At 53.6% G+C, this 26957-nt stretch carries 29 protein-coding genes; 24 read left to right on the top strand and 5 right to left on the bottom strand.

What is annotated here, in order from left to right:
* Nucleotides 1-13: 13 nt before the first annotated feature.
* Entirely contained in the window at nt 14-1243 is a 1230-nt protein-coding gene (locus U5J94_RS11825) for an IS256 family transposase (RefSeq protein WP_322564286.1), read from the bottom strand.
* 378 nt (nt 1244-1621) lie between these two features.
* On the opposite strand from U5J94_RS11825, the gene U5J94_RS15350 reads away from it, so the two are divergent.
* From U5J94_RS15350 to fabG (U5J94_RS11790), 8 genes are all read left to right on the top strand, one after another.
* A complete protein-coding gene (locus U5J94_RS15350) occupies nt 1622-1699 on the top strand; it encodes a helix-turn-helix domain-containing protein (RefSeq protein WP_416224224.1) in 78 nt (25 codons plus the stop codon).
* A gap of 188 nt (nt 1700-1887) precedes the next feature.
* Nucleotides 1888-2166: a phosphopantetheine-binding protein gene (locus tag U5J94_RS11820; protein ID WP_322565833.1), complete on the top strand. Its 279-nt coding sequence runs from the start codon at nt 1888-1890 to the stop codon at nt 2164-2166.
* A 50-nt stretch (nt 2167-2216) separates the two neighbouring features.
* The gene (locus U5J94_RS11815) at nt 2217-2528 is read left to right on the top strand and encodes a hypothetical protein (protein WP_322565832.1); all 312 of its coding nucleotides are present in this window, start codon (nt 2217-2219) and stop codon (nt 2526-2528) included.
* On the top strand, nt 2521-3414 hold the full coding sequence (locus U5J94_RS11810) for a hypothetical protein (RefSeq protein WP_322565831.1): 894 nt from the start codon (nt 2521-2523) through the stop codon (nt 3412-3414). Before U5J94_RS11815 ends, U5J94_RS11810 begins: the two co-directional genes overlap by 8 nt.
* The gene (locus U5J94_RS11805; protein WP_322565830.1) at nt 3411-3977 is read left to right on the top strand and encodes a LolA-related protein; all 567 of its coding nucleotides are present in this window, start codon (nt 3411-3413) and stop codon (nt 3975-3977) included. The genes U5J94_RS11810 and U5J94_RS11805 overlap by 4 nt, the downstream gene beginning before the upstream one ends.
* Nucleotides 3970-6279 (top strand): MMPL family transporter, encoded by a 2310-nt coding sequence (locus U5J94_RS11800; protein WP_322565829.1) that lies wholly within the window; start codon nt 3970-3972, stop codon nt 6277-6279. The genes U5J94_RS11805 and U5J94_RS11800 overlap by 8 nt, the downstream gene beginning before the upstream one ends.
* A 50-nt stretch (nt 6280-6329) precedes the next feature.
* A complete protein-coding gene (locus tag U5J94_RS11795; RefSeq protein ID WP_322565828.1) occupies nt 6330-6794 on the top strand; it encodes a hypothetical protein in 465 nt (154 codons plus the stop codon).
* A complete protein-coding gene (gene fabG, locus U5J94_RS11790) occupies nt 6791-7513 on the top strand; it encodes a 3-oxoacyl-ACP reductase FabG (RefSeq protein WP_416224171.1) in 723 nt (240 codons plus the stop codon). The genes U5J94_RS11795 and fabG (U5J94_RS11790) overlap by 4 nt, the downstream gene beginning before the upstream one ends.
* Before the next feature lie 41 nt (nt 7514-7554).
* Here fabG (U5J94_RS11790) and U5J94_RS11785 read toward each other — a convergent pair whose 3' ends face one another.
* The 4 genes from U5J94_RS11785 to U5J94_RS11770 all read right to left on the bottom strand — a co-directional run bounded on the left by U5J94_RS11785 (nt 7555) and on the right by U5J94_RS11770 (nt 13132).
* On the bottom strand, nt 7555-8946 hold the full coding sequence (locus U5J94_RS11785; protein ID WP_322565826.1) for a glycosyltransferase: 1392 nt from the start codon (nt 8944-8946) through the stop codon (nt 7555-7557).
* A 117-nt stretch (nt 8947-9063) separates the two neighbouring features.
* Nucleotides 9064-9645 carry a nucleoside triphosphate pyrophosphatase gene (locus U5J94_RS11780; RefSeq protein WP_322565825.1) on the bottom strand — a complete coding sequence of 194 codons (582 nt, stop codon included), beginning with the start codon at nt 9643-9645 and terminating at the stop codon, nt 9064-9066.
* 118 nt (nt 9646-9763) lie between these two features.
* The gene (gene oadA, locus U5J94_RS11775) at nt 9764-11587 is read right to left on the bottom strand and encodes a sodium-extruding oxaloacetate decarboxylase subunit alpha (RefSeq protein WP_322565824.1); all 1824 of its coding nucleotides are present in this window, start codon (nt 11585-11587) and stop codon (nt 9764-9766) included.
* A 126-nt stretch (nt 11588-11713) separates the two neighbouring features.
* The gene (locus tag U5J94_RS11770) at nt 11714-13132 is read right to left on the bottom strand and encodes an acetyl-CoA carboxylase biotin carboxylase subunit (RefSeq protein WP_322565823.1); all 1419 of its coding nucleotides are present in this window, start codon (nt 13130-13132) and stop codon (nt 11714-11716) included.
* Nucleotides 13133-13342: 210 nt separating this feature from the next.
* On the opposite strand from U5J94_RS11770, the gene U5J94_RS11765 reads away from it, so the two are divergent.
* From U5J94_RS11765 to U5J94_RS11690, 16 genes are all read left to right on the top strand, one after another.
* Nucleotides 13343-13876, top strand: coding sequence for a YceD family protein (locus tag U5J94_RS11765; protein ID WP_322565822.1), 534 nt, complete (start codon nt 13343-13345; stop codon nt 13874-13876).
* Nucleotides 13877-13890: 14 nt separating this feature from the next.
* A complete protein-coding gene (rpmF, locus tag U5J94_RS11760) occupies nt 13891-14070 on the top strand; it encodes a 50S ribosomal protein L32 (protein ID WP_322565821.1) in 180 nt (59 codons plus the stop codon).
* A gap of 133 nt (nt 14071-14203) precedes the next feature.
* Entirely contained in the window at nt 14204-15232 is a 1029-nt protein-coding gene (plsX, locus tag U5J94_RS11755; protein WP_322565820.1) for a phosphate acyltransferase PlsX, read from the top strand.
* Nucleotides 15229-16194 (top strand): beta-ketoacyl-ACP synthase III, encoded by a 966-nt coding sequence (locus tag U5J94_RS11750; RefSeq protein WP_322565819.1) that lies wholly within the window; start codon nt 15229-15231, stop codon nt 16192-16194. Before plsX ends, U5J94_RS11750 begins: the two co-directional genes overlap by 4 nt.
* Before the next feature lie 188 nt (nt 16195-16382).
* Nucleotides 16383-17318, top strand: a complete 936-nt coding sequence (fabD, locus tag U5J94_RS11745) for an ACP S-malonyltransferase (protein ID WP_322565818.1) — start codon at nt 16383-16385, stop codon at nt 17316-17318.
* A gap of 201 nt (nt 17319-17519) precedes the next feature.
* Nucleotides 17520-18263 (top strand): 3-oxoacyl-ACP reductase FabG, encoded by a 744-nt coding sequence (gene fabG / locus U5J94_RS11740; RefSeq protein WP_322565817.1) that lies wholly within the window; start codon nt 17520-17522, stop codon nt 18261-18263.
* 159 nt (nt 18264-18422) lie between these two features.
* Complete coding sequence (gene acpP / locus U5J94_RS11735) at nt 18423-18659, top strand: acyl carrier protein (protein ID WP_134082170.1); 237 nt, start codon at nt 18423-18425, stop codon at nt 18657-18659.
* 108 nt (nt 18660-18767) lie between these two features.
* Nucleotides 18768-20009: a beta-ketoacyl-ACP synthase II gene (fabF, locus tag U5J94_RS11730; protein ID WP_322565816.1), complete on the top strand. Its 1242-nt coding sequence runs from the start codon at nt 18768-18770 to the stop codon at nt 20007-20009.
* A 206-nt stretch (nt 20010-20215) separates the two neighbouring features.
* On the top strand, nt 20216-21577 hold the full coding sequence (locus tag U5J94_RS11725; RefSeq protein WP_322565815.1) for an aminodeoxychorismate synthase component I: 1362 nt from the start codon (nt 20216-20218) through the stop codon (nt 21575-21577).
* Nucleotides 21577-22416: an aminodeoxychorismate lyase gene (gene pabC / locus U5J94_RS11720; RefSeq protein ID WP_322565814.1), complete on the top strand. Its 840-nt coding sequence runs from the start codon at nt 21577-21579 to the stop codon at nt 22414-22416. The genes U5J94_RS11725 and pabC overlap by 1 nt, the downstream gene beginning before the upstream one ends.
* A 19-nt stretch (nt 22417-22435) precedes the next feature.
* The gene (gene mltG / locus U5J94_RS11715; RefSeq protein WP_322565813.1) at nt 22436-23455 is read left to right on the top strand and encodes an endolytic transglycosylase MltG; all 1020 of its coding nucleotides are present in this window, start codon (nt 22436-22438) and stop codon (nt 23453-23455) included.
* Nucleotides 23452-24069, top strand: coding sequence for a dTMP kinase (gene tmk, locus U5J94_RS11710; protein ID WP_322565812.1), 618 nt, complete (start codon nt 23452-23454; stop codon nt 24067-24069). The genes mltG and tmk overlap by 4 nt, the downstream gene beginning before the upstream one ends.
* Nucleotides 24066-25070 carry a DNA polymerase III subunit delta' gene (locus U5J94_RS11705; RefSeq protein WP_322565811.1) on the top strand — a complete coding sequence of 335 codons (1005 nt, stop codon included), beginning with the start codon at nt 24066-24068 and terminating at the stop codon, nt 25068-25070. The genes tmk and U5J94_RS11705 overlap by 4 nt, the downstream gene beginning before the upstream one ends.
* A 23-nt stretch (nt 25071-25093) precedes the next feature.
* Nucleotides 25094-25462 (top strand): PilZ domain-containing protein, encoded by a 369-nt coding sequence (locus U5J94_RS11700; protein WP_322565810.1) that lies wholly within the window; start codon nt 25094-25096, stop codon nt 25460-25462.
* A gap of 127 nt (nt 25463-25589) precedes the next feature.
* Entirely contained in the window at nt 25590-26372 is a 783-nt protein-coding gene (locus U5J94_RS11695; protein WP_322565809.1) for a TatD family hydrolase, read from the top strand.
* Nucleotides 26359-26664 (top strand): SET domain-containing protein, encoded by a 306-nt coding sequence (locus U5J94_RS11690; RefSeq protein WP_322565808.1) that lies wholly within the window; start codon nt 26359-26361, stop codon nt 26662-26664. Before U5J94_RS11695 ends, U5J94_RS11690 begins: the two co-directional genes overlap by 14 nt.
* Nucleotides 26665-26957: the final 293 nt, after the last annotated feature.

Raw genomic sequence — 26957 nt, 5'->3', positions numbered from 1 at the left:
TGTAACTGCCCGGTTAGAACTGCTCCGGCATTCTATCCGGAAACTCAATCATAAAACGATTCAAGGCGTCCTTCCAATGATGAATGGGCATGGTCCATTTCTTGGAGGCCGCCTGCATGGCCAGATAGACGACCTTGAGTGCCGCGTCGTCATTCGGAAAGACCTTACGGTTGTTGACGGCCTTACGGATAACGCTATTGAGGGATTCGATAGCGTTGGTGGTGTAAATTACTTTACGAATATCATCCGGGTAGTTAAACAGGGTGATGAGATTCGGCCAGTGTTTGCGCCAGGCCGTGCTGATGGACGGAAACTTCTCATCCCAGCGCTCGGCAAAGGCGGCCAGCTCTCGCTCGGCCTCCTCGACAGTGAGGGAGGCGTAGATCTTTTTCAGGTCAGCGGCAACGGTCTTGCGTTCTTTCCAGGAGACGAATTTGAGCGAGTTGCGCACCATATGCACGATGCATAGCTGGATCTGGGTCTTCGGGTAAACGGTGTTAATGGCTTCCGGGAAGCCTGTCAGCCCATCCACCGAGGCGATGAAAATGTCCTTCAGGCCCCGTTGTTGCAGTTCGGTGAGCACGGACAGCCAGAACTTGGCACCCTCGTTTTCCGCGAGCCACAGCCCCAGCAGTTCTTTCTGGCCGTCCAGGTTGATGCCCAGCGCCAGGTAAATGGCTTTGTTGATGACGCGTTTGTCCTGACGGATCTTCACCCGGATGCAGTCGAGATAGACGATGGGATAGACCTCATCCAGGGGTCGGGATTGCCATTGCTGGACCTGTTCCAGCACCTGCTCGGTGACCCGTGAAATCAGCGTAGGAGAGACCTCAACGCCGTACAGTTCCAACAAGGTGGAAGCTATGTCCCGCGTGCTCATGCCCTTGCTGTAGAGCATGATGATCTTGTCGTTGAAAATCGGTAGCCGGGTCTGGTTTTTGGAGATAATGAGCGGCTCAAATTCCCCGTTGCGGTCCCGGGGAATGGCAATTGGCAGCTCGCCAAGCTCGCCCTTCAAGGTTTTACTGCTGTAACCGTTACGGCTGTTGCCGCTATGCTGACCGGCTTTGTCATGCTTGGGATAGCCAAGGTGGTCATCCATCTCGCCTTCGAGCATAGCTTCAAAGGTTTTTTGGCGCAGCAAGCGGGTGAGGTCCTCGAGTTCCTCCGGTGTTTTGATACTGTTCACCAGGGCTTCAAGCTGCGGGTCGATATCGGTTTTGGTTTTTGTTCTTCTGCTCATGTGTCTTTTCCTTTATTATCAAGGGTATGGGACTTTGAGCAGTTACACAATTTAATTTACAGTCTCCAGGGGCCTTGTAATAATCTTGTCCTGTGTAAAGCAATTACGAGCTAAACTGATCGTTGTATTCAAAGCCTAAATCGGCAATACATCTTTTGTCCACCAGTCGTATTCCTAAAGTCACCCTCAATCAATGCGCAGGCAAGTACAATCTCATGTAGGCAGGCTGTTCAAGCGATATTCCCGAGTATTGACGAGGCGGGAGGGCGTCTAATATAGTTTCTCACAGCTCATAATGCTTTATAACATCAATATTTGTTCTTCTGGTGACTATATTAGTTTAATTATATATTCTAAAAAAGAAAGCGATCATGGTTAATCGAAATCGATGTGCTGAATGCGTTGTGTCAATATCTCGATTGTCAAGTAGGAGACTTGTTTGAGATAACAGATTAGCCAGATCCTATAAATAAAATAAAACTCAGCCAGTTAAAAGTATGCGCTCGTACAAGGTGTGGCTGTATAGTCTGACAAGAGAAAAATAAGGAGTTATTTTCAGGTAATCAGGCTGGTTGTACTTGTTTGTGCCCAAGCTTCCATGGCTGTTAGAGAACGATTATTAGTAATTACAAGAGGTATTAGCCATGGCGATGACTAATTTTGAAAAAGAAGTTGCTGCATTAATCATCGAATCGCTTAATCTTGAGTATATCGGGATCGAAGATATCAATCCGGAAGAACCTCTGTTTAACGTAGGGCTCGGGCTGGATTCAATTGATGCGTTGGAATTGTCTGTTTCGCTGTCCCGGAAATACGGGATAAGCTTGCGTGCTGATAATCCTGATATCCATAATATTTTATCCTCCCTGAAGTCGTTGGCGGCATATATACAAGCGAATGCCAACACACCAGTCAAAAGCTGATTTATGCGCATTCCTGTAATTGATAACTGTTTATTATTTTTGCAGTGACAATGATAAATTCTTTTTTCTGTATCCCTGGGAATCACCTATCATTAGAAGGGCATTTCCCCGGCAATCCGGTTGTGCCGGGTGTTGTTGCCCTGGATATGCTGGCAGAAAGGTTGCTGGAAAACATTAATGATGGTTACATCAGCGGGTTTCCGCAAGTTAAATTTCATGCGCCCATTTATCCGGATCAAAAAGTAACTGTACAGTTCCATAAAAAAAAAGAGTTTTTATACGACTTCACATGTAAAGTTAATGATCAAAAAGTGATTTCAGGAAAAATCTTGACGGCATCTGATAGGTGCGGTGATGGCTGAAAACTGGGATGAGAAAAAAGAGCGCAGCAACCCTTTTTTATTAAAGTTTATATGCAAATTCGCGCTGTACATGCCACGTTCTATCACTCGGCTGTGGTTATGGCCGATCTGTTTATATTTTTTTATCTTCTCCCCAGGGGCACGTAAAGCCTCCTCTGAATATCTGCGTCGTAATCCAAATACCTCTGATAGTATTTGGGCTGTATATAAGCACATCTATACTTTTGCATCAGTAATTCTTGATCGGGTCTATTTTATTACAGGAAGGTTTGAGAAGTTCTCTATCAGCTTCGACATCGATTCGAATGCTTTAGATGTTCTCAAGAACGGGGACGGGGCTCTTTTACTGGGGGCTCATATCGGAAGCTTTGAGGCCATGCGGTGTCTGGCTATAAAACAGGCCGACATCAACCTGAAAGTTTTGATGTATCGTGATCATAATGCCATGATTACTCGTATTCTTGATGAGTTAAATAGTGAGATTGCCGGGTCGGTCATCAACATTTCTGACATAAATGCCTTGTTACAGGCACAAGAGGTCGTTGATGGCGGCGGGGTTCTGGGTTTGCTAGGGGACAGGGCTGTATCCGATGAGAAGGTAACTCAAACCCGGTTGTTCGATGATATGGTTCGAATTCCCGCAGGTCCTTTTTCGCTTGCTTTAATTCTTGGCGTGCCAATTATTGTTTTTTTTGCAACATACACTGGCGGTAACCACTATCAAATCACGTTACGAAAAATAAGCGATCCTGCTAAAGTACCAAGAAGCCAGAGAGAGCCCTGGATACGGGATCTTACAAAGAGTTATGTGTCGCACCTTGAAAGCATTCTGATTCGATATCCTTATAACTGGTTTAATTTCTATGATTATTGGGGTGATGAATGATTCGGTCGCTACTGGTTATAGTCGGGATTGCTTGTAGCTGCCTGGCGCAGGCTGATTTTCTTGATCAGAAGCTAGTCGAAATCTCATCGCGCGACGAACTCTCTGCTAAATTTGTTGATATATGGCGCGCTGATTATCTTGATGAAGATATTGTGAGCCGTGGAAATCTACATTTCAAAAAACCGGACACATTAATAAAAAAAGTCACTGAACCTGAGAAAATAATTTATACTGTATCAAATGATACAGTGAAAATAGAGAAAGACAACGAGACCAAGCATATCAAATTGAGCGAACACCCTGATCTTGCAGTGGGCATCTATGCATTGAGAGCCTTATTGCAGGGCAATAGGGCTGCCCTTGACAAGATTTTCTTGCATCAGCTTCGCTATTCCGACGAGAGATTTCAATCCTGGACTCTGGAACTATTTCCCAAGTCGAGTCACAATAAACAAAAAATAGAACAAATAACTGTTACCGGTAATAAAAGCAATCTGCAGAAACTCAAAGTTTACTACGCGAATGGCGATACCCACGTAACACTGATTGAGCACCATGACTGATGCTAAACCGATAGTACTGCAAGCGATCTGGCTGGTAGTGGTTATTCTACTGTCAGTCTATCTTTCATTCAATTTACGCACCGTTACCGATCTCAAACAGTTTATGCCTCTCGAACAAGAAGGCAGCACGTTTCATGCCTTTCAAAGTAAAATCCTCTCCGGGCGTGAATCTTCGTCATTACTCATTAGCATTCATGGTGCCAAGGCGGGTGAACTGGTCAGACTAAGCCAGGGTTTACGGGCTAATTTGTCTGGAATGAATAATATCCTAACCCTGCATAATGGCGAGGCTCGCTATATAAAAACTGATCTTGAGCGATTGGAGGAATCACGTTTCCTCCTTGTCGACACAGACTGGTCTGTTACTGGTTTGCGCAAGGCATTTGAAGCCAGGGTATCCGATCTCCGTCAGGGGCAGGGTCCCGTTATTGGGCAATTAATCAAATCCGATCCTTATCTGTCACTCAAATCATACTTTCAACAAATCGATTATCCGGAAAAATTGGACAACCAATACCCAGTATGGTATGCAAGTGAAGTGGGTGCAATTCTTCGCGCCGAATTCAGGTCTGATAATGTTCCGCTTGATACTATCGAGAAGACGCAAGATGTATTACATAATACGTTTCAGGAACTCTCGCCAGCAGAGGGTGCCAAGCTCGACATCGCCGGCCCCGGTGCGATTGCTGTTGCGACAAAAGATGAAATAAAAACCGTAACTCAAAAACTAAGCTGGGTTGTCCCCGTTTTGCTGATTTTGGTCTTCTGGATTGCCTATCGATCGCTGTATCTTGTTTGGTTCTCGTGTATTCCGCTGTTATCTGGCGTGTTGGCTGGGCTTGTTATTACTCAGATTGTTTTTTCACATGTCCATGGCATTGTCATCGCATTCGGTTTTACCATGCTGGGAGTTGCGCTTGATTACCCTGTTCACCTGTTCAGCCATAAATATTCTAATGAAACATTATCGGCGACAATTAACCGAATTTGGCCAGTGTTGCGTCTTGGCGGGATAAGTTCCGCCGCCGCTTTTCTGGTTTTATTATTTAGTGGATTCGAGGGCCTGTCCCAACTGGCAGTTTATGCTTCGTCCGGTCTGATAGTGGCATTGTTAATGACACGTTATTTTCTTCCCGTAACTATTAATCCGAATCGGATTCAGCCAATTTTAATCACTTTCAATAAATACATTCCGTCAATTAGTGCGGCATTGATTATAATAGTGGTGATGGTTGCTATTTCTGTGCCGTGGATAAAAGCAGATACCTACTGGAATAATGATCCTGATTCAGTCAGCCCTGTATCCCAAGAGCAGAAAGAACAGGATGCGATATTACGAAATTATATCGGAGGCGTGGAAGTATCGGACGTCTTCATGCTCGAAGGCGATAATCTAAATCAATTGCTGGTTTCTACCGAACAACTCACATTACTATTAAATAATCTTGTCAAAAGTGGAACCGTTAAAGATGTGCTTCCAGTAACTGACTTTTTACCTTCCAGAGAACGTCAAGAGTTCCGAAAAGCACAGATCCCGGAACGTGATGAATTAAAGCAACGGGTAGAACAGGCGGTTGAAAATACGCCGTTAAAGCCATCTGCATTTAAGCAATTTATTGAACTTGCCGAATCATCAAAACACAAGGATGTTGTCAATTATGAAGATATATTAGGCACCCCGGCCGAGCCACTTGTCAGATACGGACTCATTCCTTCTCAGGATGGTTGGCTGTCTGTGATTCGCCTGAGTGGACTTTCATCTTCTGAAAGGCTCTCAGAGTGGTTACTGAATCACCCTGAAGTACGACAATATCATGTTAACATAAAGGACGAAGTCGGCGAATTGCTGACACTCTATCGTGACAAAACGCTTTCTGGCATCTATTGGGCCCTCAGTCTTCTCGTTGTGGTAATTTACTGGTACAGCAAAAGCCTGGCTACGACGATTCGAATTATCTCTCCGGTATTGTTGGGTGTTACCGGCGGTCTTTCTGCGGGATTGCTGGGTGGGCAGGGCCTTAATGTATTCCACCTGATGGCTGTTTTTCTTGTCCTTGGCATGGGGCTCGATTACAGTTTGTTCTTCAATCATTGCCGGGAGAAAAAAGCTGATTTTTCACGGAGCTTTCACGCTATTAGCGTCAGTGCCGTGACAACAGTCACACTATTCCTGTTTCTGGCATTTTCGGCCATACCGGTTCTGTCTGCGATGGGAAGTGTGATTGTTGCAGGTATAATACTAAGCTTTATTTCAGCCTTGTTGATATCCGCAATTAATTGGCATAATAAATACTTTATTTGAAAATTTACGATTTATTTCCCCTTTAACCCATAGTTATTCAACATGTTATCATGGAGGCACCGGATAAATTGATTGTCACCCGAGACGAGATTTGCAAACGAATCCCCCATTCTTATGGTATGTGCTTGATTGAAATTGTTAGTGACTGGGATGAAGATTCAATTACTTGTGTATCAAAAACACACATACTTCCCAGCAATCCTCTTCGCAACAAGAACCATCTACCCATGACTGCGCTGATTGAATACGGGGCGCAAGCAATGGCGATTCATGGCAGCCTGATGAGTAAAAATGATGGAAATGAATCGCGGGCTGGTTACCTTGCAGGTCTGAAAGACGTTCATCTCGAAAAAGGCGACTTGTCTGATATCCATAATGAAATCCTGATTGTTGCCAAAAATATTTATTCAGACGGCAAAAATATGATATACGATTTCTTCGTATATAATGGCGAAAAGCAATTAGCAACCGGTCGCGCTACGGTGTTTGGCGCTATCGAGTCTGGAGGCTTATGATAATGCGCGCTTTGGTAACAGGAGGCAGTGGAGATATTGGTAGTGCGATTGCCAGAGCTCTTGCTGCTCACGGCCATTATGTTTATGTTCACGCCAACTCCAATTATGAACGTGCTAAACGGATCGCTGACGATATTCTACATAATAATGGCTATGCCGAGCCAGTGAAGTTTGATGTCAGAAACCGCAATGAAGTGAATGCCAGCATTGACGATATTCTAAAGGCTGGTCCGATTCAGATTTTGGTCAATAACTGCGGTATTACGGATGATGCGGTTATGGCAGGTATGCAGGGGGAGCAATGGGATAATGTCATAGACGTTAACCTGAACGGATTTTTTAATGTTACTCAACCGCTTCTGCTACCAATGATCAAGACAAGATGGGGCCGCATTGTTAATATTTCATCAATAGCTGGAATCATGGGAAATCATGGCCAGGCTAACTACGCTGCATCCAAGGCAGGCCTGATCGCCGCCGCCAAGACTATGGCCCGGGAAATGGCTTCCCGCGGAGTGACTGTGAACGTTGTTGCGCCAGGCATTATTGAAGGTACCATGACAAATGAGATATTCGATAAAGAAACCATCAAACGCCTGATACCAATGTCAAGGTCGGGCAAACCGGAAGAGGTGGCCAGTGTTGTTGCTTTTCTAGCCTCCGAGGCTGCCAGCTATGTTTCCGGTCAGGTAATCGGCGTAAACGGAGCAATGCTTTAGAGACAGATATTTTATATTCCTGCGAGGAAGTTTTAAAAGTATTAGCGGCTAATACGTGATAGTAAGGTATTGTTATGCGTTAACCTGGAATATATGAGGCCTGTAATATACCAGTGAAGTAGAAAAGCTTCGTTGATATACCCAAAACCTAGCCGCTTTGCGCTGATTGTTTTGGCAGGACATACGTGAACCTGAAAACCAAATTGTCTGGCCATTATACTCGCACGAGCAATATGGTATTGACTCGAGATCAAGACAATATTATGTCTCTCCCCAGGTAGACTCTCCGGGAGTTGAGCAAGATTTTCCAGGGTATTACGTGATGTCTCTTCTGTGTAAATCTTATCCGGCTTAAAACCCTTATTTACCAGGTATTTCTTTCCTGCACCGGATTCACTGATCTCCGCATCACCAGTCATACCCCCAAGCAGGTAAAAATCCAGCTTTGGATTGATTTGGTATAATCTCAATGCCGTTTCAAGCCGCTCAATGTACTCCGTGTCAGGCTGGTTATTGATCAGTTTCTTCCCAAGAATGACGACAGGACCATATTCTGAAGGGCAATCGTTTTGCCGGGATTTTTTAACCACATACAGAAGGGTGGTCAAAAGCGAGATGCTCATTGTTATAATTATGACAATAAACGAGAGTAATCCCATCAAGCATCCTGCATAATCAGTTTTTTCTTTATATTCAGGTAGTAATTTTGGTTTTATTGTTGAATGGTACAAGCCTTGCAGATACATACCACGCATGAATAAATATCGGGCAACCATTAGTGTAATCAAAGTAATATCTCTCACCCCTCGAAAGTGACTCGGGCGCGCATTCGGGGCATAAACGGCAGGTATGCTTACCGCTTTGCTTTGAATTCCGAGTTGCGCTGCCTTGATCAAAATTTCGCTTTCAAACACAAAACTACTGCGTTTTGAGGTGGATATCTTCAGATTATTAAACAATCGGGCCGGGTAGATTCTGAATCCGGACTGGCTATCGGACATCGGATAGCCTGCTGCCCAGGCAAGCCAGAAATTTGCGATGCGGTTGGCATAATATCGTTTTGCCGGAATGGCTGATTTATCCGCCAGACGGGCACCGATGATGATACTGTCAGGGTATTCTTCCAGCTGAGTCTGTAACCGTGGGATGTCATTTGGCGAGTGCTGTCCATCACCATCCAGTGTCACATAAAAGTCGACCTGGTGTTTTCTGGCTTCCTGTATTCCGTCCCATAAGCTCGCTGCCTTGCCCTGGTTGTGCTCGTGCTCGATAATAATGACTGGCAGGTCACTAACAACCCCTGATGTATCATCATCCGATCCGTCATTGACAACAATAACAACATTAGAAAACTCTAATGCTGATTGGGCAATGTTGCGCAGTGTCCTGGCTTCATTGTAGGCAGGAATAATTATGGCGTAGCTACTGGACATGTGAGTTAACGATTTTATACACTATTTTTATGCTAGCTTAGCATAAAAGGTGTGTATGAATTTGGAACAGTTATTTAGTCTTTTGCCATCTTACTTAAAAATATATTTCCAGTATTTCTAGATGGTATAAAATCCTTCCTGATCGAGCATTCGTATCAATCTGATTAATGGCAAACCGATCAAGGTATTGGGATCGTCGCCTTCGAGTTTTTCGAACAGGGCGATGCCCAGCCCTTCGGACTTGAAACTGCCGGCGCAGTTGTAGGGCTGCTCTTTCTGTAAATAGTTTTCAATCTGGCTGTCATTCAGCTGGCGGAAATGGACCTTGAAGGGCACCACGTCACACTGGGCATGATCGGTAGTGCTGTTATAGAGGCACAGCCCGGTGAGGAAAGTGACTGTCTGGCCGGAAGCGGCGCGCAGTTGTTCGACGGCCCTGGCGTGATCGCCGGGCTTGCCTAGGATTGTATCATCGATCACCGCAACCTGGTCGGAGCCGATGATCAGCGCGTCGGGAAATTGATCAGCCACCGCGCGAGCCTTGGCTTCGGCCAGACGCTCGACCAGTTGTTCGGCGGATTCGCTGGCCCGCGCCGTTTCGTCCACCTCCGGGGAGGCGGTATCAAACGGCACACCGAATTTTTCCAGGATAGCCTTGCGAAACGGCGAAGTGGAAGCGAGGACCAGCTTATTACTCATAGAAAAATATCTTTCATTATATGAAGTTTTTTATCACCACGAAGTCACGAAGCCACGAAGAAAATCAGAAATAATGACTTCTTCGTGTCTTGGTGTCTTCGTGGTGAGATTTTGCTTTTTATTCTATCTCCACCAGCGCCTCGTCCGGGTTGACGCTTTCGCCCTTGGTGACGTGGATGGCCTTGATGATACCTTTAATCGGCGCCTGGATCTCAGTTTCCATTTTCATCGCTTCGGTGATCAGTACCGGATCGCCGGCCTCGACCTCGTCACCGACGCTGACCAGCACGTCGACGATGGTGCCGGGCATGGAGGTGGAGACGTGGCCGGGGGTGGTGGCCCGGGGGCGTTTGCCGGCGGCGGAACGGGCGTGGCCGGTATCGCCGCCTTCGCCGCCCAGAGCGATCTCATCCAGCGATTCGAGCAGGATCTCCTCGGGTACGCCGTCCACTGTCACGTAGTAGGGACGCAGATGTTCCTTGGGATAACCGCGCCCGGTGACCTTGATGTGGTAGCTCTCGCCATGCAGGGTAACGTTGAACTCAGTAGCGGCTTTATGTCCATTGGCACCGTTGACGTTGGGCGGCTCCAGCGGTTCGGGGATCAGCTTGCCGTCCTTGCGCTGTTGCAGAAAATCCCGGCCCAGCTCCGGGAACATGGCGTAGGTCAGCACATCCTCTTCCGATTTGGCCAGGGTGCCGATCTCCTTGCGCAGTTTCTCCATCTCCGGCGGGATCAGATCGGCGGGGCGACACTCGATGACCTCCTCGTTGCCGATGGCCATGTGTTGCACCTGGGGGCTGATTTCACCCAGCGCCTTGCCGTAACGGCCTTGCAGATAAAGTTTCACCTCGTTGGTGATGGTCGCATAACGCTTGCCGGCGAGCACATTCATCACCGCCTGGCTGCCGACGATCTGTGAGGTGGGCGTGACCAGTGGCGGATAACCCAGCTCCTTGCGCACCCGGGGGATCTCTTCGAGTACCTCGTTCATGCGGGTCAGGGCACCCTGTTCTTTCAACTGGTTCGACAGATTGGAGATCATGCCGCCGGGGACCTGATTGACCTGTACGCGGGTATCCAGGCCGGTGAATTCGCTTTCGAACTGGTGGTACTTCTTGCGCACCTCACGAAAGTAAAACCCGATCTCCTGCAACAGTGGTAGATCCAGCCCGGGGTCGTACTCGGTATCCTTGAACGCGGCGACCATGCTCTCGGTGGGGGGGTGGCTGGTACCGCCGGAGAAGGAGGAGATGGCAGTATCGAAACCGGCGGCGCCGTTTTCCACCGCCTTGTAGTGGCACATGTCAGCCAGCCCGGCGGTGGCGTGTGAATGGGTGAACACCGGGATATCCAGCTCGCTGACCAGCGCCGAGACCAGTTGGGCGGTGACATTCGGGGTTAACAGCCCGGCCATGTCCTTGATGGCGACACTGTCACAACCCATCTCCTGGATATCTTTACCCAGTTGTACGAAACGATCCAGGGTGTGTATCGGACTGGTGGTATAACAGATAGCCCCCTGAGCATGTTTGCCGCTTTTTTTCACCGCTTCAACCGAGACACGAATGTTGCGCAGATCGTTCATGGCATCGAAGATGCGGAAAATATCCATGCCGTTATCCGCGGAACGGGCCACGAATTCGCGCACCACATCGTCGGCATAGTGGCGATAACCGAGCAGATTCTGGCCGCGCAACAGCATCTGCAGTTGCGTGTTGGGCAACGCCTCGCGCAACTGGCGCAGCCGCTCCCAGGGATCTTCTTTTAAAAATCGCACGCAGGCATCGAAGGTCGCGCCGCCCCAGACTTCCAGCGACCAGTACCCGACCCGATCCAGCTTCTCGCAGATCGGCAGCATATCCTCGGTGCGCATGCGCGTGGCGATCAAAGACTGATGGGCGTCGCGCAAAATCGTGTCGGTAATCTTGGCCTTGGGCATGGATAAATCCTGTTTTAATTTCTTTTAACGCAGAGGTCTTGAACAATTTTGAATTTTTAATGTTGAATTTTGAATTAGTGCCTCCGAGTAATTCAAAATTTAAAATTCAACATTCATAATTGCCGTTCACAGTCCCATGTTCGCCGCAATGGCCACGGCGATGGTGGCGGCGATGGCGCGGTCGTCGTGGCGTTCAGAATACTCGATCAGTTCGGGATGAGCCTCGACGAAGCCGGTATTGAAGTGGCCGGACTGAAACTCGGCGTTGCGCAGTATCTCTATATGATAAGGAATGGTGGTCTTGACGCCGTAGACACCGATATCCTGCAACGCGCGTAATGAGCGATCAATGACCCCGTCCCAGGTCGGGGCCCAGACGATGAGCTTGGCGCACATGGAATCGTAGTAGGGTGGTATTTCGTAACCGGTGTAGATGGCGCCGTCGGTGCGTACGCCGGGGCCGCCGGAGGCGAAGTAGCGGGTGATGCGCCCGAAGCTGGGCAGAAAATCGTTTTTCGGATCTTCGGCATTGATCCGAAACTCGATGGCGTAGCCGTAGCGCCGGATATCCTGCTGGCTGAAGCTCAGGGTCAGCCCCGAGGCGATGCGGATCTGCTCCTGGACGATATCGACCCCGGTGATCGCCTCGGTGACGGGGTGCTCCACCTGCAGACGGGTGTTCATCTCCATAAAGTAGAAATTCTCGCCACTGTCCATTAAAAACTCCACCGTGCCGGCGTTGGTGTAGCCGACCGCCTCGGCAGCGCGCACCGCCAGATCGCCGATCACCTGGCGCTGCTCGTCGTTGAGCTGGGGGGAGGGGGCGATTTCCAGCAGCTTCTGGTGGCGGCGCTGGATGGAGCAGTCCCGCTCCAGCAGGTGGATCACGTTGCCGTGCTGGTCGGCGAGGATCTGCACCTCGATATGGCGCGGGTTGCCGATGTATTTTTCGATGAAGACCTCGGCACTGCCGAAGGCCTTCTCCGCCTCGGAGATGACCCGCTTGTAGTTGCGCCGCAGCTCCTGCTCGTTATCGCAGCGGCGGATACCCCGGCCGCCGCCGCCGGAGGTGGCCTTGAGCATCACCGGGTAGCCGGTGGATTTGGCCACCGCCACGGCGTCTTCCAGATCGCTCACATTGCCGTCGCTGCCGGGGGTCACCGGCACCCCGGCCTTGCGCATCAGATTGCGGGCCCGGGTTTTGTCGCCCATCTGGCGGATGACCTGCGACGTGGGGCCGATAAACTGGATATTACGCCGGGCACAGATCTCCGCCAGTTCCGGGTTTTCCGAGAGAAAGCCGTAGCCGGGGTGCAGGGCGTCGCAGCCGGTGGCCACGGCCAGATTGACCAGCCGGTGGGCGTTGAGATAGCCGGCCACGGTGTCCGGGCCCAGGCTGTAGGCCTCGTCGGCCTTTTTGACATGCAGGGCATAGCGGTCGGCTTCCGAATAGACGGCCACCGATTTGATGCCCAATTCCGTGCAGGCCCGGATGATCCGCACCGCGATCTCGCCACGGTTGGCGATGAGGATTTTTTTGATCATCTAATGCCTTAAAAATAATGAGTGAATAACGTCGACGCCGGGAATTCTCTGTTTATGTGAACGTCCGGAGCCTGTCAAGCAGCCCGCTGAACCGGCGGCGTGGCGGGGACTCAAGGCGGGCTTTGCGGAATGCGGCCGGATTCACGGAACAGCCCGATATACAAGGATTTTTTTGACACACTGGCGGCGCGTCGATACAATTCGCGGCTTATGTCAAATCGGCAAGATCGGCTGCCGGTGCAGGTTGACCCCTATCGCCTGGCTGAACAAGGTCGGGAATATGACGGGGTGTTAGCGCTGCGCCAGATGAAGCGCTTGTCGCCCTTGCTGGCGACGGACGAGGGCGAGGCGACGGTCAGTTTGCGGTTTGGCGTCGATGAGATGGGCGTGCATTTTCTGCAGGGTTCGATCCACGCCAATCTGCAGTTGCCATGTCAGCGTTGTCTCGAACCGATGGCATGGCCGGTCGATACCGACCTGGCGCTGGGGTTTGTGGACTCCACGGCCGAGGCGGATCGCCTGCCGGGCGGGTATGAACCCTATATAGTAGAATCGGTACCGCTGGTATTGGTCGACATGATCGAGGACGAACTGCTCCTGTCGCTGCCGCAGATACCGCTGCATGATTTGGAAAATTGTCCGGCTCAGGAATATGTCGAGCCCCAGGACGAACAACAGGATAAGGCTGGTCAGGATAATCCGTTTCAGGTCCTGGCCGATTTGAAAACACCGGATAAAAGTTAAACGAGGTAATCCCGATGGCTGTTCAACAGAACAAGAAATCCCCTTCCCGGCGCGGCATGCGTCGTTCGCACGATGCGCTGGGCACCGCCGCGCTGTCGATTGAACCGACGACAGGGGAAACCCACCTGCGTCACCATGTCAGCGCGGACGGCTACTACCGCGGCCGCAAGATCATCGACAAGGGCGACGAGTAAGCCGCTTCGTCGAGCAGGCAGTCTGCCCCGGCAGACAGGTTAGTCCATGATACGATAACAACAGGGACACGGGACATGGAGTATTCCATGTCCCGTCTTTGCTTGGATCGCTGAAATTCGAATCGACAGTTTGATGACCAATACATCAATCACAATTGCACTGGATTGCATGGGCGGCGATTTTGGCCCGGATGTCGTCGTGCCGGCGGCTTTTAAGGCGCTCTCCCGCCACCCGGAGCTGAATCTGATTCTGGTGGGCCAGGAAACGGTGATCGAACAGGCCATCCAGGCGCAAAAGAAGACCAGCGACCGCTTGTCGGTCCACCACGCAACCCAGGTCGTGAGGATGGACGAGTTGCCGTCCCAGGCCTTGCGTGGCAAGAAGGACTCTTCCATGCGCGTGGCCATCAACCTGGTCAAGGAGGGCGCCGCCCAGGCCTGCGTCAGCGCCGGCAACACCGGCGCCCTGATGGCCACCGCCCGCTTCGTGCTGAAGATGCTGCCCGGCATCGATCGTCCCGCCATCTGCACCACCTTGCCAACCATCGTAGGTCATACCCACGTACTGGATCTGGGCGCCAATGTGGATTCCGACGCCCAGACATTACTTGAGTTTGCGGTAATGGGCGCGGCGTTGACCAGCGCGGCCAACAACCAGCGTGAACCGACTATCGGTCTGTTGAACATCGGCGAAGAAGAGATCAAGGGCAATGAACGGGTCAAGGAAGCGGCGCGTCTGCTGAGCAAGAGCAATCTTAATTATATCGGTTATGTTGAAGGTGACGGCATCTTCAAGGGCGCGGCGGATGTGATTGTCTGTGACGGCTTTGTCGGCAATGTCATGCTCAAGACCACCGAAGGCGTGGCCAAAATGATCAGCTTTTACATAAAGCAGGAATTCAAGCGCAACCCGCTGACCATGTTAGCCGGCCTGATTGCCATGCCGGTACTCAAAGCGTTTAAAAAGCGTATCGATCCCCGCGAATACAACGGGGCCAGCTTGCTGGGGTTGCAGGGCATTGTGATTAAAAGTCACGGCAGCGCGGATGCCTATTCCTTTAGCACCGCGATTTCCGAAGCAGTGCTGGAAGTGAACAAGAACGTTCCGGCCCGGATTACCCGGGTACTGGAAGGCCAGTTGGCAGAGAGGCAGGTAAGTTGATCTATTCACGCATAACAGGGACCGGCAGTTACCTGCCCGAAAAGATTCTGACCAATCAGGATCTGGAAAAGATGGTGGAAACCTCCGACGAATGGATTACCGATCGTACCGGGATCAAGGAACGCCACATCGTGGAGGACGAGACTACCTGCGATCTCGCCGAACAGGCGTCACGGCGTGCTATTAAAGCCGCCGCCCTGGAGCCGGCCGACATCGATATGATCATCGTCGCCACTACCACGCCCGATCGGGTCTTTCCCAGCACCGCCTGCCTGTTGCAGCAACGACTGGATATTCACGGCTGCCCGGCATTCGATATCCAGGCGGTCTGCACCGGTTTCGTCTACGCCCTGAGCGTCGCCGATCTCTACATCAAATCCGGCGCGGTCAAAAATGCGCTGGTGGTCGGGGCCGAAACGCTTTCCAATATTATCGACTGGACCGATCGCAGTACCTGCGTGCTGTTCGGTGACGGTGCCGGCGCGGTAGTCCTCTCCGCCAGCAGCGAGCCGGGCGTGCATTCAACCCACATTCATGCCGACGGCCAGTACAAGGAGCTGTTGACCGTGCCCGCCGGGATCGCCGAACATCCGCAACAGTTCAAGGACGGCAGTGCCCGGATTGTGATGAAAGGCTACGAAGTCTTCAAGGTGGCGGTCAATACGCTGGGTCGTATCGTCGACGAAACCCTGGCGGCCAACAACATGAGCAAATCGATGATCGACTGGCTGGTACCGCATCAGGCCAATATTCGCATCATCGCCGCCACCGCGCGCAAACTGGATATGTCGATGGACAACGTCGTCGTCACCGTCGGCGAACACGGCAACACCTCGGCGGCTTCGATCCCGCTGGCCTTCGACATCGCCGTGCGCGACGGGCGGATCAAACGGGGCGAGCTGATCATGCTGGAAGCCTTCGGCGGCGGCTTCACCTGGGGCTCGGCGCTGCTGACGTTTTAAAACTCTTCACCGCAGAGACGCAGAGGGCACAGAGTATATAAAGCAATTTTGAATTTCTAATGATGCATTTTGAATTAAACGCTTGGCTACAATTCAAAATTTAAAACTCAACATTCAAAATTATATTTTTTATCTCTGCGTCCTCAGCGTCTCTGCGGTAAAAAATTATTAAATTCAAGAGGCACTCAATGACACTGGCGTTTGTTTTTCCCGGGCAGGGTTCACAGTCACAGGGCATGCTGAAGGATCTGGCGGAGGCGTCTCCGCGGGTCGGCGAGACGTTTGCGCTGGCGTCAGAGAAGCTCGGGTACGATCTGTGGCAGATCGTGCAGGACGGGCCGGCCGAGGATCTGAACCGGACCGATATCACCCAGCCGGCGATGCTGGCGGCGGGGGTGGCCACCTGGCGGGTCTGGCAGGCGCAGGGTGGGGCGATGCCGGCGCTGATGGCCGGCCACAGTCTGGGCGAATACAGCGCGCTGGTGTGTGCCGGCAGTCTGAATTTTTCCGACGCCATCGCGCTGGTTGCCGAGCGCGGTCGCCTGATGCAGGCCGCCGTGCCGGCCGGCGAAGGCGCCATGGCGGCGATTCTGGGACTCGATGATGATGCCGTGCTCCAGGCCTGCGAGGAGGCGGCCGAAGGTGAGGTGCTGGCGCCGGTCAACTTCAACTCGCCCGGCCAGGTGGTCGCGGCGGGGAATAAGAGCGCGGTCGAGCGCCTGATTAACGTGGCGAAAGAGCGCGGCGCCAAGCGCGCGCTGCTGCTGCCAGTCAGTGTGCCGTCCCACTGCAGCCTGATGCAGCCGGCGGCCGACAAGCTGGCCTCAGTGCTGGAGCAGATCGAGGTCAAGGCACCGCAGGTCCCCGTGATCAATAATGTGGATGTCGCCACGCCGGATGATCCGGCCGCGATTCGCGACGCCCTGGTGCGCCAGCTTTACAACCCGGTGCGCTGGGTGGAGACGGTCCAGAAAATGGCCGCCGACGGCGTGGACCGCCTGATCGAATGCGGCCCCGGCAAGGTGCTGGTGGGCCTGAACAAACGGATAGATAAAAATATGGTCGCTGAAGCTGTGTTTGATTCAGCTTCTATTGAAGCTGCGCTTCAAACAGGGGGAGAGTAGCGAGATACGAGGTTGTAGGAGCGGCTTTGCCGCGATTCTGCACTATCGCGCCAAAGGCGCTCCTACATCAGACGCGGATTAAAAAATTAACCACCAATACACCAAGACACGAAGATTGAGTTTTAATATTGTTACCTTGGTGTCTTAGTGTCTTGGTGGTGAAAAGGTTTATATTCAGCCACTGACCAACAGGGGAAAGTGATGACACTTGAAAACGAAATTGCCTTTGTCTCCGGCGCCAGTCGCGGTATCGGTCAGGCGATCGCGCTGGAGCTGGGACGTCAGGGCGCCAGAGTGATTGGCACGGCGACTTCCGAGGACGGCGCCGGGAAGATCACTGCTTATTTAAAAGAGGCCGGGATCGACGGCATGGGCGTGATGATGGATGTTACCGACAACGCCAGCATCGATGCCGCCCTCAAACAAGTTGAAGAAAACTATGGTGCGCCGAGCATTCTGGTCAACAACGCCGGTATCACCCGCGATAATCTGCTGATGCGCATGAAGGACGCGGAGTGGGAAGACATTATCAACACCAACCTGAATTCCATTTTCCGTCTGACCAAGGCCTGCCTGCGGCCGATGAGCAAGGCCAAAAAGGGCCGGATCATCAGCATCGCCTCGGTCGTGGGCGTCTCCGGCAACGCCGGGCAGACCAACTATGCCGCCGCCAAGGCCGGGGTCATCGGCTTCAGCAAGTCGCTGGCCCGGGAAGTGGGCTCGCGCGGCATCACGGTCAACGTGGTGGCACCCGGCTTCATCGACACCGACATGACCCGGGCCCTGCCCGAGGCACAGCGTGAAACGCTGCTGGGGCAGATCCCGCTGGCCCGTCTTGGCGACCCGGCGGAAATCGCCCAGGCCGTGGCCTTCCTGGCCTCGCCCGGGGCGGCCTACATCACCGGCGAGACGCTGCACGTCAACGGCGGGATGTATATGGCGTAAGTTACTGTAAGTTTATGAATTTAATCGACTAATTCGGGCGTCAAAGTGTGGGGTGTTTAACGTTCTGGAATGTGGCATATTGACCATGATTTCACTACAATAGCGGCCGCACACAGCGCTCAGAGCTGAAAGTTTCAAACATTAAGAGGATGAAAACACATGAGCAGTGTTGAAGAACGCGTAGAAAAAATCGTAGTTGAACAATTGGGCGTGAAGGCGGAAGAGGTGACCAAGGAAGCGTCTTTCGTTGACGATCTGGGCGCAGATTCACTGGATACCGTGGAACTGGTGATGGCTCTGGAAGAAGAGTTCGAAACCGAAATTCCGGATGAAGACGCCGAAAAGATTACCACCGTTCAGCAGGCCATCGATTACATTAACAACAACGTTAAGTAATCGACCTGCTAAGCGTTTCTGCGGGCCGCACCACGTTAAACTGTGAGTGCGGCCTTTGCTTATATTCCGTCTCGCCACCAATAGCAACAACTGCTAAGAGGACTCAGCGTGTCAAAACGTCGTGTTGTTGTCACCGGCATGGGTATGTTGTCTCCGGTCGGTAATAACGTCAAAACAGCCTGGGAAAATATTCTGGCCGGCAACAGCGGCATTGGCCCCATCGAGCATTTCGATGTCTCCGATTTCGCCGTCCGCTTTGGTGGCTCGGTGCGGGATTTCGATGTTACCAGCATCATGTCCAGCAAGGACGCGCGCAAGATGGATACCTTCATCCATTACGGTATCGCCGCCGCCATCGAGGCCATCGAGGACAGCGGGCTGGAAGTGACCGAGGCCAACGCCGAACGCATGGGCGTGGCGATCGGTTCCGGTATCGGTGGGCTCGGTACGATTGAAAAGAATTACGAGGCGTTTGAGAAGGGCGGTCCGCGCAAGTTTTCGCCGTTTCTGATCCCTGCCACGATCATCAACATGATCTCGGGCAATCTGTCGATCCGTTACGGCTTCAAGGGTCCGAATATCGCGCTGGTTACCGCCTGTGCGACGGCGACCCACAGTATCGGTGACGCGGCCCGCCTGATCGAATACGGCGATGCCGATGTGATGATCGCCGGCGGTGCCGAGATGGCCACCACACCCTCCGGACTGGGTGGCTTTGCCGCCGCCCGCGCCCTGTCCACGCGCAACGACGATCCGCAAACCGCCAGCCGTCCCTGGGATCGGGAGCGCGACGGTTTTGTCCTGGGTGACGGTGCCGGTGTCGTGGTGCTGGAAGAGTACGAACAGGCCAAAGCCCGTGAAGCGACCATCTATGCCGAAGTCAGCGGTTACGGCATGAGCGGCGATGCCTATCACATGACGTCTCCGTCGGAAGGCGGCGAGGGCGCGGCCCGCTGCATGAATGCCGCATTGAAAAACGCGGCGATCGATCCGCAGCAGATCGATTATATCAATGCCCACGGCACTTCCACACCGGCCGGCGATGCCGCCGAAGTCGCCGCGGCCAAGCGCACCTTTGGCGATTACGCCTACAAGCTGGCAATGAGTTCCACCAAGTCGATGACCGGTCACCTGCTGGGCGCCGCCGGCGGCATCGAGGCGATCTTTACCTGCCTGGCGATTCGCGATCAGGTGGCGCCACCGACGATCAATATTTTCAGTCCGAGCGAGGACTGCGATCTCGATTTTGTCCCCGTCGAAGCCCGGCAGATGAAAATCGACACCGCACTGTCCAACTCGTTCGGCTTCGGCGGCACCAACGGCACCCTGGTCTTCCGCAAACCGGAATAGGTTCTCAGTCAAAAACTTAAAAAGAGATTCACCACCAAGACACGAAGACACGAAGTAACAATAAAAAAGTTTGCCACGGAAAGGACAGTGATTTAATCGCTAAAACAAAAAACGTGCAGTTGATTTTGCATGTTTTGTTTCCGGAATATTATTCCTTTGTGTCTTGGCGTCTTGGTGGTAATTCTTTTATTTTGAGAATTAAACACATGCCAAGCACAGTATCCCAACCGGTCGACCTGCTGGCATTACACCGCCACAACCCCGAACGCTATCCCTTCCTGTTGCAAAGTGCTGTAGTAGCTGAACCGCGACCGGCAACGGCGCGCTACGATATCCTGTTTGCGTTTCCCGGCGACAGTTACGCCCTGTGGGCGGACAATCGCATTACCCGTAACGGGGAAGCGTATGGCGACGGTGATTTTCTGGCCTTGCTGGATCGGCTCTGGCGTGAGGAACAAACCGATACCGACACATCCCCTGATCTGCCCTTTACCGGCGGCTGGTTTGTTTATCTGGGTTATGAACTGGCGGGGCAGATCGAGCCGCGATTGGCTTTACCAAAAGATGCTGCACAACCGGTGGCCGTACTGGTGCGGATTCCTGCGGCGGTGATCCACGATCATCAAACAGGCCAGACCAGCCTGGTGGCCGAGCCCGCACAGGAATCGATACTGAAACGGATTGAGCAGGACATTGCCCGTGCGGCTGAGACGACCAGCGACCGCCTGCCGACGCAACAGATCAACATGGACGCCGATGATCCGCAGCATTATCTGCGCGGCGTCGAGCGGATAAAGCATTATATCGTCGAAGGCGATGTGTTTCAGGTGAATCTGTCGCGTGGCTGGCAGGGTGTTATGAAACCGGCACCGGCCGGCGCGGATCTCTATCAACAATTGTGTCAAACCAATCCCGCGCCGTTCGCCGCGCTGGCGCAACTGCCGGGCCTGAACGTGATCAGTTCCTCGCCCGAACGACTGGTGAAAATCTCGGGCGGGCGTATCGAAACCCGCCCGATTGCCGGAACGCGCCCACGAGGCAAGGAACAACACGGCGATACGGCCAATCTGCAGGAATTGATCGGCCACCCCAAGGAACGCGCCGAACATATCATGTTGATCGATCTGGAACGCAACGATCTCGGGCGGGTCTGCGAGCCGGGCAGTGTCGAAGTCGATGAGCTGATGGGACTGGAGACCTACGCGCACGTCCATCATATTGTTTCCAATGTGACGGGCCGGTTGCGTGAGGACGTAACACCCGGCGAGGCCATCCGTGCGGTGTTTCCCGGTGGGACGATTACCGGTTGTCCCAAGGAGCGCTGCATGGCGATCATTGCCGAGCTCGAACAGGTCCCTCGCGGCGCCTATACCGGCTCACTGGGGTATCTGAATCACAACGGCGATCTCGATCTGAATATTCTGATCCGCACCATCACCCAGCAGGGCGAATACCTCGCTTTGCGCGCCGGCGCCGGGCTGGTGTTCGATTCGATCGGTGAAAACGAACTGCAGGAAACCGAACACAAGGCCCGCGGCATGTTGCTGGCACTGGGAGCAGTGAGCTGATGCTGGCCTGTCGGATCAACGGCATCGACAGCCGGCAGCTGGAGATCACCGATCGCGCCTGCCAGTACGGCGACGGCCTGTTTGAAACCCTGGCGGTGCGTAACGGCAAGGTGGAATTTCTCGAGGCGCATCTGCAACGACTGGCGCAAGGGGCTCAACGACTGGGCATCCCGCTGCCCGACAGCGCCCGGTGGCGGGTCGACATCCGGGCGCTGCTGGTCGGGCGTCAGCAGGCCGTGCTGAAACTGATGCTCACGCGCGGCCCGGGCGGACGGGGTTATCGGGCCCCGGCCGAACCGGCCGCGAACCGGATCGTCATGCTCCATCCCTGGCCGGTGCATCCGATCGAATACGCCGAACAGGGGGTACGACTGCGTTTTTGCCGCACCCGCCTGGCCGTGCAACCGCAACTGGCGGGGATCAAACACCTCAACCGGCTGGAACAGATCCTGGCGCGCCGCGAGTGGGAGGATGAAACAATCCAGGAAGGGCTGATGCTGGATACCCGGGACCGGGTGATCGAGGGCACCATGAGCAATCTTTTCTGGTTAAAGGGTGACACATTGCATACCCCGGACTTATCAGCCTGCGGTGTTCAGGGTATTATGCGTCAACAGATCATCGATCTGGCCCCGACACTGGGACTGGATATGCAGATCGGTGACACGACCCGTCAGGCGCTGGACGAGACGGATGGTCTGTTTTTAACCAACAGCGTCATCGGCCTGTGGCCGGTGCGACAACTGGAAGACAGAGTGTTCGATCCCTCCCCGCGGATCAAACAGCTTCAGGATAAACTCGACGCAGTACGATGGCAGCATGCGGAATCTGATTTTTAGGCTATTAGCCGCTGGCATAGTGAGCGCGGCTCTGGTTGCTGGCGCGTTCTGGATAGATTATCGCGATTATCTGTCCTCGCCCCTGTCCCTGCCCGATGATGCGCCGCTGACCTTCGAGATCAAAGCGGGCTCCAGCCTGAAACGTGTGGTGGATAATCTGGCCGAACAGGCTGTTATCGAAAAACCCCGTTACATCCTGCTCAATGCCCGCCTCACCGGTAAAGGCACCCAGATCCATACAGGCGAGTATCGACTTGAACCCGGGATGACGGTTCAGGATTTTCTGGACCTGCTGTATCAGGGAAAAGTCATTCAATATTCGCTGACCCTGGTCGAGGGCTGGAATTTTAAACAGATGATGACAGCCATCCACACTACGGCACAGCTGGAACAAAAAACCCTGGGACTGTCGGACGCAGCGATCATGCAGGCGATCGGTCACGGTGATGAACACCCGGAAGGTCGCTTCATGCCGGATACCTATCGTTTTACCCGGGGCATGAACGATGTGGCGATTCTCAAGCGGGCCTATAACGCCATGGCCGGCTATCTGGAAGAACAATGGCCGCAACGTGCCGTCGGTTTGCCTTATGAAACGCCTTATGAAGCGCTGATTATGGCCTCGATCGTGGAAAAGGAAACCGGTGTGCCCGAAGAGCGGGATACCATCGCCGGCGTGTTCATCAACCGGCTGGAAAAACGTATGCGCCTGCAGACCGATCCCACGGTCATCTATGGCATGGGGGAGGATTACGACGGTAACATCCGGCGTCGCGATCTGCGCACCGACACGCCCTATAACACCTATACCCGTGGCGGACTGCCGCCGACCCCCATCGCCATGCCGGGGCGCGAGGCGATTCATGCCGCGCTGCATCCTGATGAGACGGCGTATCTCTATTTTGTTTCCCGGGGCGATGGCAGTCACCATTTCTCCAGCACTCTGGAAGAACATAACCAGGCGGTGATCAAATACCAGCTCAAGGGTCGCAAGCGATCCTTCTCTTCCTACAATAATGACGAGGATGAAAATCAATGAGCGGTTATTTCATCACCGTGGAAGGCGGGGAGGGCGTCGGTAAAAGCAGTAACCTGGGTTTTATCGAAACCTGGTTGCGCGAGGCCGGCAAGGAGGTGGTGATGACCCGCGAGCCGGGCGGCACCGCGCTGGGGGAGAACATCCGCAAACTGCTACTGGATGCCAATGAGAACCACATGGCCGTGGATACCGAGTTGTTGTTGATGTTTGCCGCCCGCGCACAACACCTGGAAGAGGTGATCAAACCGGCCCTGGCACAAGACAAATGGGTTATCTGCGATCGCTTTACCGATGCCACCTACGCCTACCAGGGTGGCGGGCGCGGCGTTGACTTTCAGCGTATCGCCCAGCTGGAGCAGTGGGTACAGGGCAATCTGCGCCCGGATCTGACCCTGCTGCTGGATATGCCGGTTCAGCAAGGCCTGCAACGGGCCGGCCAGCGCAGTACGCCGGACCGCTTCGAGCGCGAGCAACAACACTTTTTCGAGCGGGTGCGGGAAACCTATTTGATCCGCGCCCGCCAGGAGCCCAATCGCTTCCGGGTGATCGACGCGGCACCGGCGCTGGAGCAGGTACACCAACAGATTGCCGCGGTGTTATCGGTACTGGTATGACGATTCCGGTCATTCAATGGCATGCCGCAGCCTGGCAGCAGTTACAGGCCAGCCGCCAGCAACAGCGGCTGCCTCATGCCCTGTTGCTCAGCGGGGAGTCGGGCACCGGCAAGGCGGCATTCGCCGCCCAGGTGGCCGCCTCGCTGCTGTGTGAACAGCCCGCTGCGGATGGGCGGGCCTGCGGTACCTGCCAGGCCTGCCAGCGGGTGGCGGCGGATACCCACCCGGACCGGTTTCGGCTGGCGCCGGAGGAGCCGGGTAAACCGATCAAGGTTGATGCCATCCGCCAGCTCATCCAGGATCTCTCCCTGACCGGCCATTACGGCCGTTACCGGGTGGTGCTGCTGGAACCGGCTGAAGTGATGAATGCCAATGCCGCCAACGCCTTTCTCAAGACCCTGGAAGAGCCGCCGGCCAATACCCTGCTGATCCTGATCACCGCCGCCCCGGCCCGCCTGCCGGCGACCATTCGCAGCCGTTGCCAGCCCCTGCGGCTGAAAAGTCCCGACCGCGCGGCGGCCGCTGCGTGGCTGAGCCAGGAATTCAGCGACAGCAGCCGGGCGGAGATTGAACTGGCCCTGCGGCTTGCCGGTGGGGCGCCCTTGCTGGCGGCCCGGTATCTGCGCGAGGAGTGGCTGGCGGCGCGCCGGCGCCTGCTGCAGGCGCTGGTAAACTGTGCCACCGGCCACACGTCGCCGCTGGAGGCCGCCGGCGTGGCCACCCAGCTGCTCAAGCTGGATCGGCAGTTGCCGATATACTGGATGTATTACTGGGTTGCCGATTTTATTCGCCTGGCCTATGATGATAACAATATTAAAAACAACGACATGACAAGCGATTTGCAGAAACTACCCAAACCGGTGGAGCCGAAGGCGCTTCACCAGTTGCTGGGCAAACTGCAACAGGCCCGGCGCCTGACCGAATCGACCGTCAACCCGCAATTGCTCTGGGAAGACCTGATGATCGACTGGTCCAGCCTGTTTGCCGGCCAGCGCGGCTAATCGATAAACCCGAAGAGGATTTTATGGCAGCAGCACCCCCCAAAGCGCCCGGTGGCGGTCGACAGGGCATACTCTCGTTGACCATCAAGGACAAAAGCGCGCTCTATGCCGCCTATATGCCCTTCGTCAAAAACGGCGGGCTGTTCATCCCCACCAGTAAAAGCTACAACCTCGGCGACGAGGTGTTCATGCTGCTGACCCTGATGGAAGAGAAGGAAAAATTACCGGTGGCCGGCAAGATCGTCTGGGTGACGCCCAAAGGCTCGCAAGGTAATCGCGCGGCGGGTATCGGCGTGCAGTTCAGCGAACAGGACGGCGGCAACGCCCGCACCAAGATCGAAACCTACCTGGCCGGCGCCCTCAAATCCGATCGCCAGACCCACACGATGTAACTAACAGGGCCGAGGGACGAGTGACGAGGGCCGAGAAAAAAGCGGTTTTGTTTTCCTCGTTACTCGTCCCTCGTCACTATTCTGTAGTATCATACTCGGCCAAATTCATCGGAAATTGTAAGCTAATATGTACCTGGTCGATTCCCACTGTCATCTCGATCGCCTGGATCTGGAACCGTTTGACGGCCAGCTGGAAGGCGCGCTGCAAAACGCTCGCGAGCACGGGGTAGAGCACATGCTGTGTGTCTGCATCAACATGGAAAACCGCACCGACGTGCTGGATGTCGCCCGCCAGCACGATTTCATCTCCGCCTCGGTCGGGGTGCATCCCAATGAGGATGAAGGCCATGATCCTGACGTGGATGAACTGGTGAACCTGGCGCAGGACGAGAACATCGTCGCCATCGGCGAAACCGGCCTGGATTACTTTCGCAGCGAAGGTGATCTCGAGTGGCAGCGGGACCGCTTCCGTCGCCACATTGCCGCCGCCAAACAGAGCGACAAGCCGCTGATCATTCACATGCGCGATGCGACCGAGGATACCCTGCGGGTTCTCAAAGAGGAGAAGGCGGACGAGATTGGCGGCGTCATGCACTGTTTCGTCGAGGACTGGGAGACCGCCAAAAAGGCGCTGGATCTCAACTTCTATATCTCCTTCTCCGGCATCGTCACCTTCAAAAGCGCCCGGGAACTGCAGGAAGTCGCCAAAAACGTCCCGGCCGACCGCTACCTGGTCGAAACCGATTCCCCCTATCTCGCCCCGGTTCCCTACCGCGGCAAAAGCAATCAACCGGCCTGGACCCGTCATGTCGCCGAGTTTATTTCGGGATTGCGCGAGACAGAAGTCGAGACGATTGCAGAACAAACCACCAACAACTATTTCGAGCTGTTTAAACATGACAAAAAATAAATTTGAAGTTGCTGAAAGCGAAATTCACGGCAAGGGCCTGTTTGCCACCACGCCGATCAAGAAGGGCGAGTTTCTGGGTAATCTCAAGACCCGTGCGGCCAAAAAAGATGGACCCTATGTGCTGTGGTGCGACGATGGCAAGGGGCGTGAGGTGATCTGTGATTTTCGGTTTATCAATCACTCGCGCAAGGCCAACGTGGCCTATTACGACGATCTCACCGTGATGGCGCTCAAAAATATCAAGCCCGGCGAGGAGCTGGTCCACAATTACGGGGAAGAGTGGGAAGATTGAGGCTGCCGGGGTTCCGCTGAGCCACCCTACAACCCGGGTAATTAATGTAGGCCGGATCTGCGGACATACACTCCGCGGATTCGGCCTATTTGATTTTCGGCATAACTAGTACAATAATTTATTAAAAACATACAATTACGAGTTATTTCTCAACCCATTTCTCGCCGCTTTTCCGGTCCTTTTTCTTGACCGCCGCCCAGGCAAAATTACAGGTGCTAGTACCTGGTACCTGGTACCTGGTACCTGGTCACGTAGGCTATCGCCAACGTGACCTACGGCCTACCGTAGATAGG

This window comes from Thiohalophilus sp. (assembly GCF_034522235.1).
Lineage (GTDB): Bacteria > Pseudomonadota > Gammaproteobacteria > UBA6429 > Thiohalophilaceae > Thiohalophilus.
The sequence above is the reverse complement of the archived record's forward strand: the minus strand, read 5'-3'. Positions and strand labels throughout refer to the sequence as shown.

Excerpts from the sequence above, each read along its gene's own strand:
- U5J94_RS11785 (WP_322565826.1), bottom strand. The coding sequence starts at position 8,946 with ATGTCCAGTAGCTACGCCATAATTATTCCTGCCTACAATGAAGCCAGG.
- U5J94_RS11795 (WP_322565828.1), top strand. The coding sequence starts at position 6,330 with ATGGAGGCACCGGATAAATTGATTGTCACCCGAGACGAGATTTGCAAA.
- U5J94_RS11695 (WP_322565809.1), top strand. The coding sequence starts at position 25,590 with ATGTACCTGGTCGATTCCCACTGTCATCTCGATCGCCTGGATCTGGAA.
- U5J94_RS11725 (WP_322565815.1), top strand. The coding sequence starts at position 20,216 with ATGCCAAGCACAGTATCCCAACCGGTCGACCTGCTGGCATTACACCGC.
- U5J94_RS11815 (WP_322565832.1), top strand. The coding sequence starts at position 2,217 with ATGATAAATTCTTTTTTCTGTATCCCTGGGAATCACCTATCATTAGAA.
- U5J94_RS11810 (WP_322565831.1), top strand. The coding sequence starts at position 2,521 with ATGGCTGAAAACTGGGATGAGAAAAAAGAGCGCAGCAACCCTTTTTTA.
- plsX (WP_322565820.1), top strand. The coding sequence starts at position 14,204 with ATGACCAATACATCAATCACAATTGCACTGGATTGCATGGGCGGCGAT.
- U5J94_RS11770 (WP_322565823.1), bottom strand. The coding sequence starts at position 13,132 with ATGATCAAAAAAATCCTCATCGCCAACCGTGGCGAGATCGCGGTGCGG.
- U5J94_RS11825 (WP_322564286.1), bottom strand. The coding sequence starts at position 1,243 with ATGAGCAGAAGAACAAAAACCAAAACCGATATCGACCCGCAGCTTGAA.
- U5J94_RS11805 (WP_322565830.1), top strand. The coding sequence starts at position 3,411 with ATGATTCGGTCGCTACTGGTTATAGTCGGGATTGCTTGTAGCTGCCTG.
- rpmF (WP_322565821.1), top strand. The coding sequence starts at position 13,891 with ATGGCTGTTCAACAGAACAAGAAATCCCCTTCCCGGCGCGGCATGCGT.
- U5J94_RS11765 (WP_322565822.1), top strand. The coding sequence starts at position 13,343 with ATGTCAAATCGGCAAGATCGGCTGCCGGTGCAGGTTGACCCCTATCGC.
- pabC (WP_322565814.1), top strand. The coding sequence starts at position 21,577 with ATGCTGGCCTGTCGGATCAACGGCATCGACAGCCGGCAGCTGGAGATC.
- U5J94_RS11820 (WP_322565833.1), top strand. The coding sequence starts at position 1,888 with ATGGCGATGACTAATTTTGAAAAAGAAGTTGCTGCATTAATCATCGAA.
- fabD (WP_322565818.1), top strand. The coding sequence starts at position 16,383 with ATGACACTGGCGTTTGTTTTTCCCGGGCAGGGTTCACAGTCACAGGGC.
- fabG (WP_322565817.1), top strand. The coding sequence starts at position 17,520 with ATGACACTTGAAAACGAAATTGCCTTTGTCTCCGGCGCCAGTCGCGGT.
- U5J94_RS11690 (WP_322565808.1), top strand. The coding sequence starts at position 26,359 with ATGACAAAAAATAAATTTGAAGTTGCTGAAAGCGAAATTCACGGCAAG.
- U5J94_RS11780 (WP_322565825.1), bottom strand. The coding sequence starts at position 9,645 with ATGAGTAATAAGCTGGTCCTCGCTTCCACTTCGCCGTTTCGCAAGGCT.
- oadA (WP_322565824.1), bottom strand. The coding sequence starts at position 11,587 with ATGCCCAAGGCCAAGATTACCGACACGATTTTGCGCGACGCCCATCAG.
- U5J94_RS11700 (WP_322565810.1), top strand. The coding sequence starts at position 25,094 with ATGGCAGCAGCACCCCCCAAAGCGCCCGGTGGCGGTCGACAGGGCATA.
- acpP (WP_134082170.1), top strand. The coding sequence starts at position 18,423 with ATGAGCAGTGTTGAAGAACGCGTAGAAAAAATCGTAGTTGAACAATTG.
- U5J94_RS11800 (WP_322565829.1), top strand. The coding sequence starts at position 3,970 with ATGACTGATGCTAAACCGATAGTACTGCAAGCGATCTGGCTGGTAGTG.
- fabG (WP_416224171.1), top strand. The coding sequence starts at position 6,791 with ATGATAATGCGCGCTTTGGTAACAGGAGGCAGTGGAGATATTGGTAGT.
- tmk (WP_322565812.1), top strand. The coding sequence starts at position 23,452 with ATGAGCGGTTATTTCATCACCGTGGAAGGCGGGGAGGGCGTCGGTAAA.
- U5J94_RS11705 (WP_322565811.1), top strand. The coding sequence starts at position 24,066 with ATGACGATTCCGGTCATTCAATGGCATGCCGCAGCCTGGCAGCAGTTA.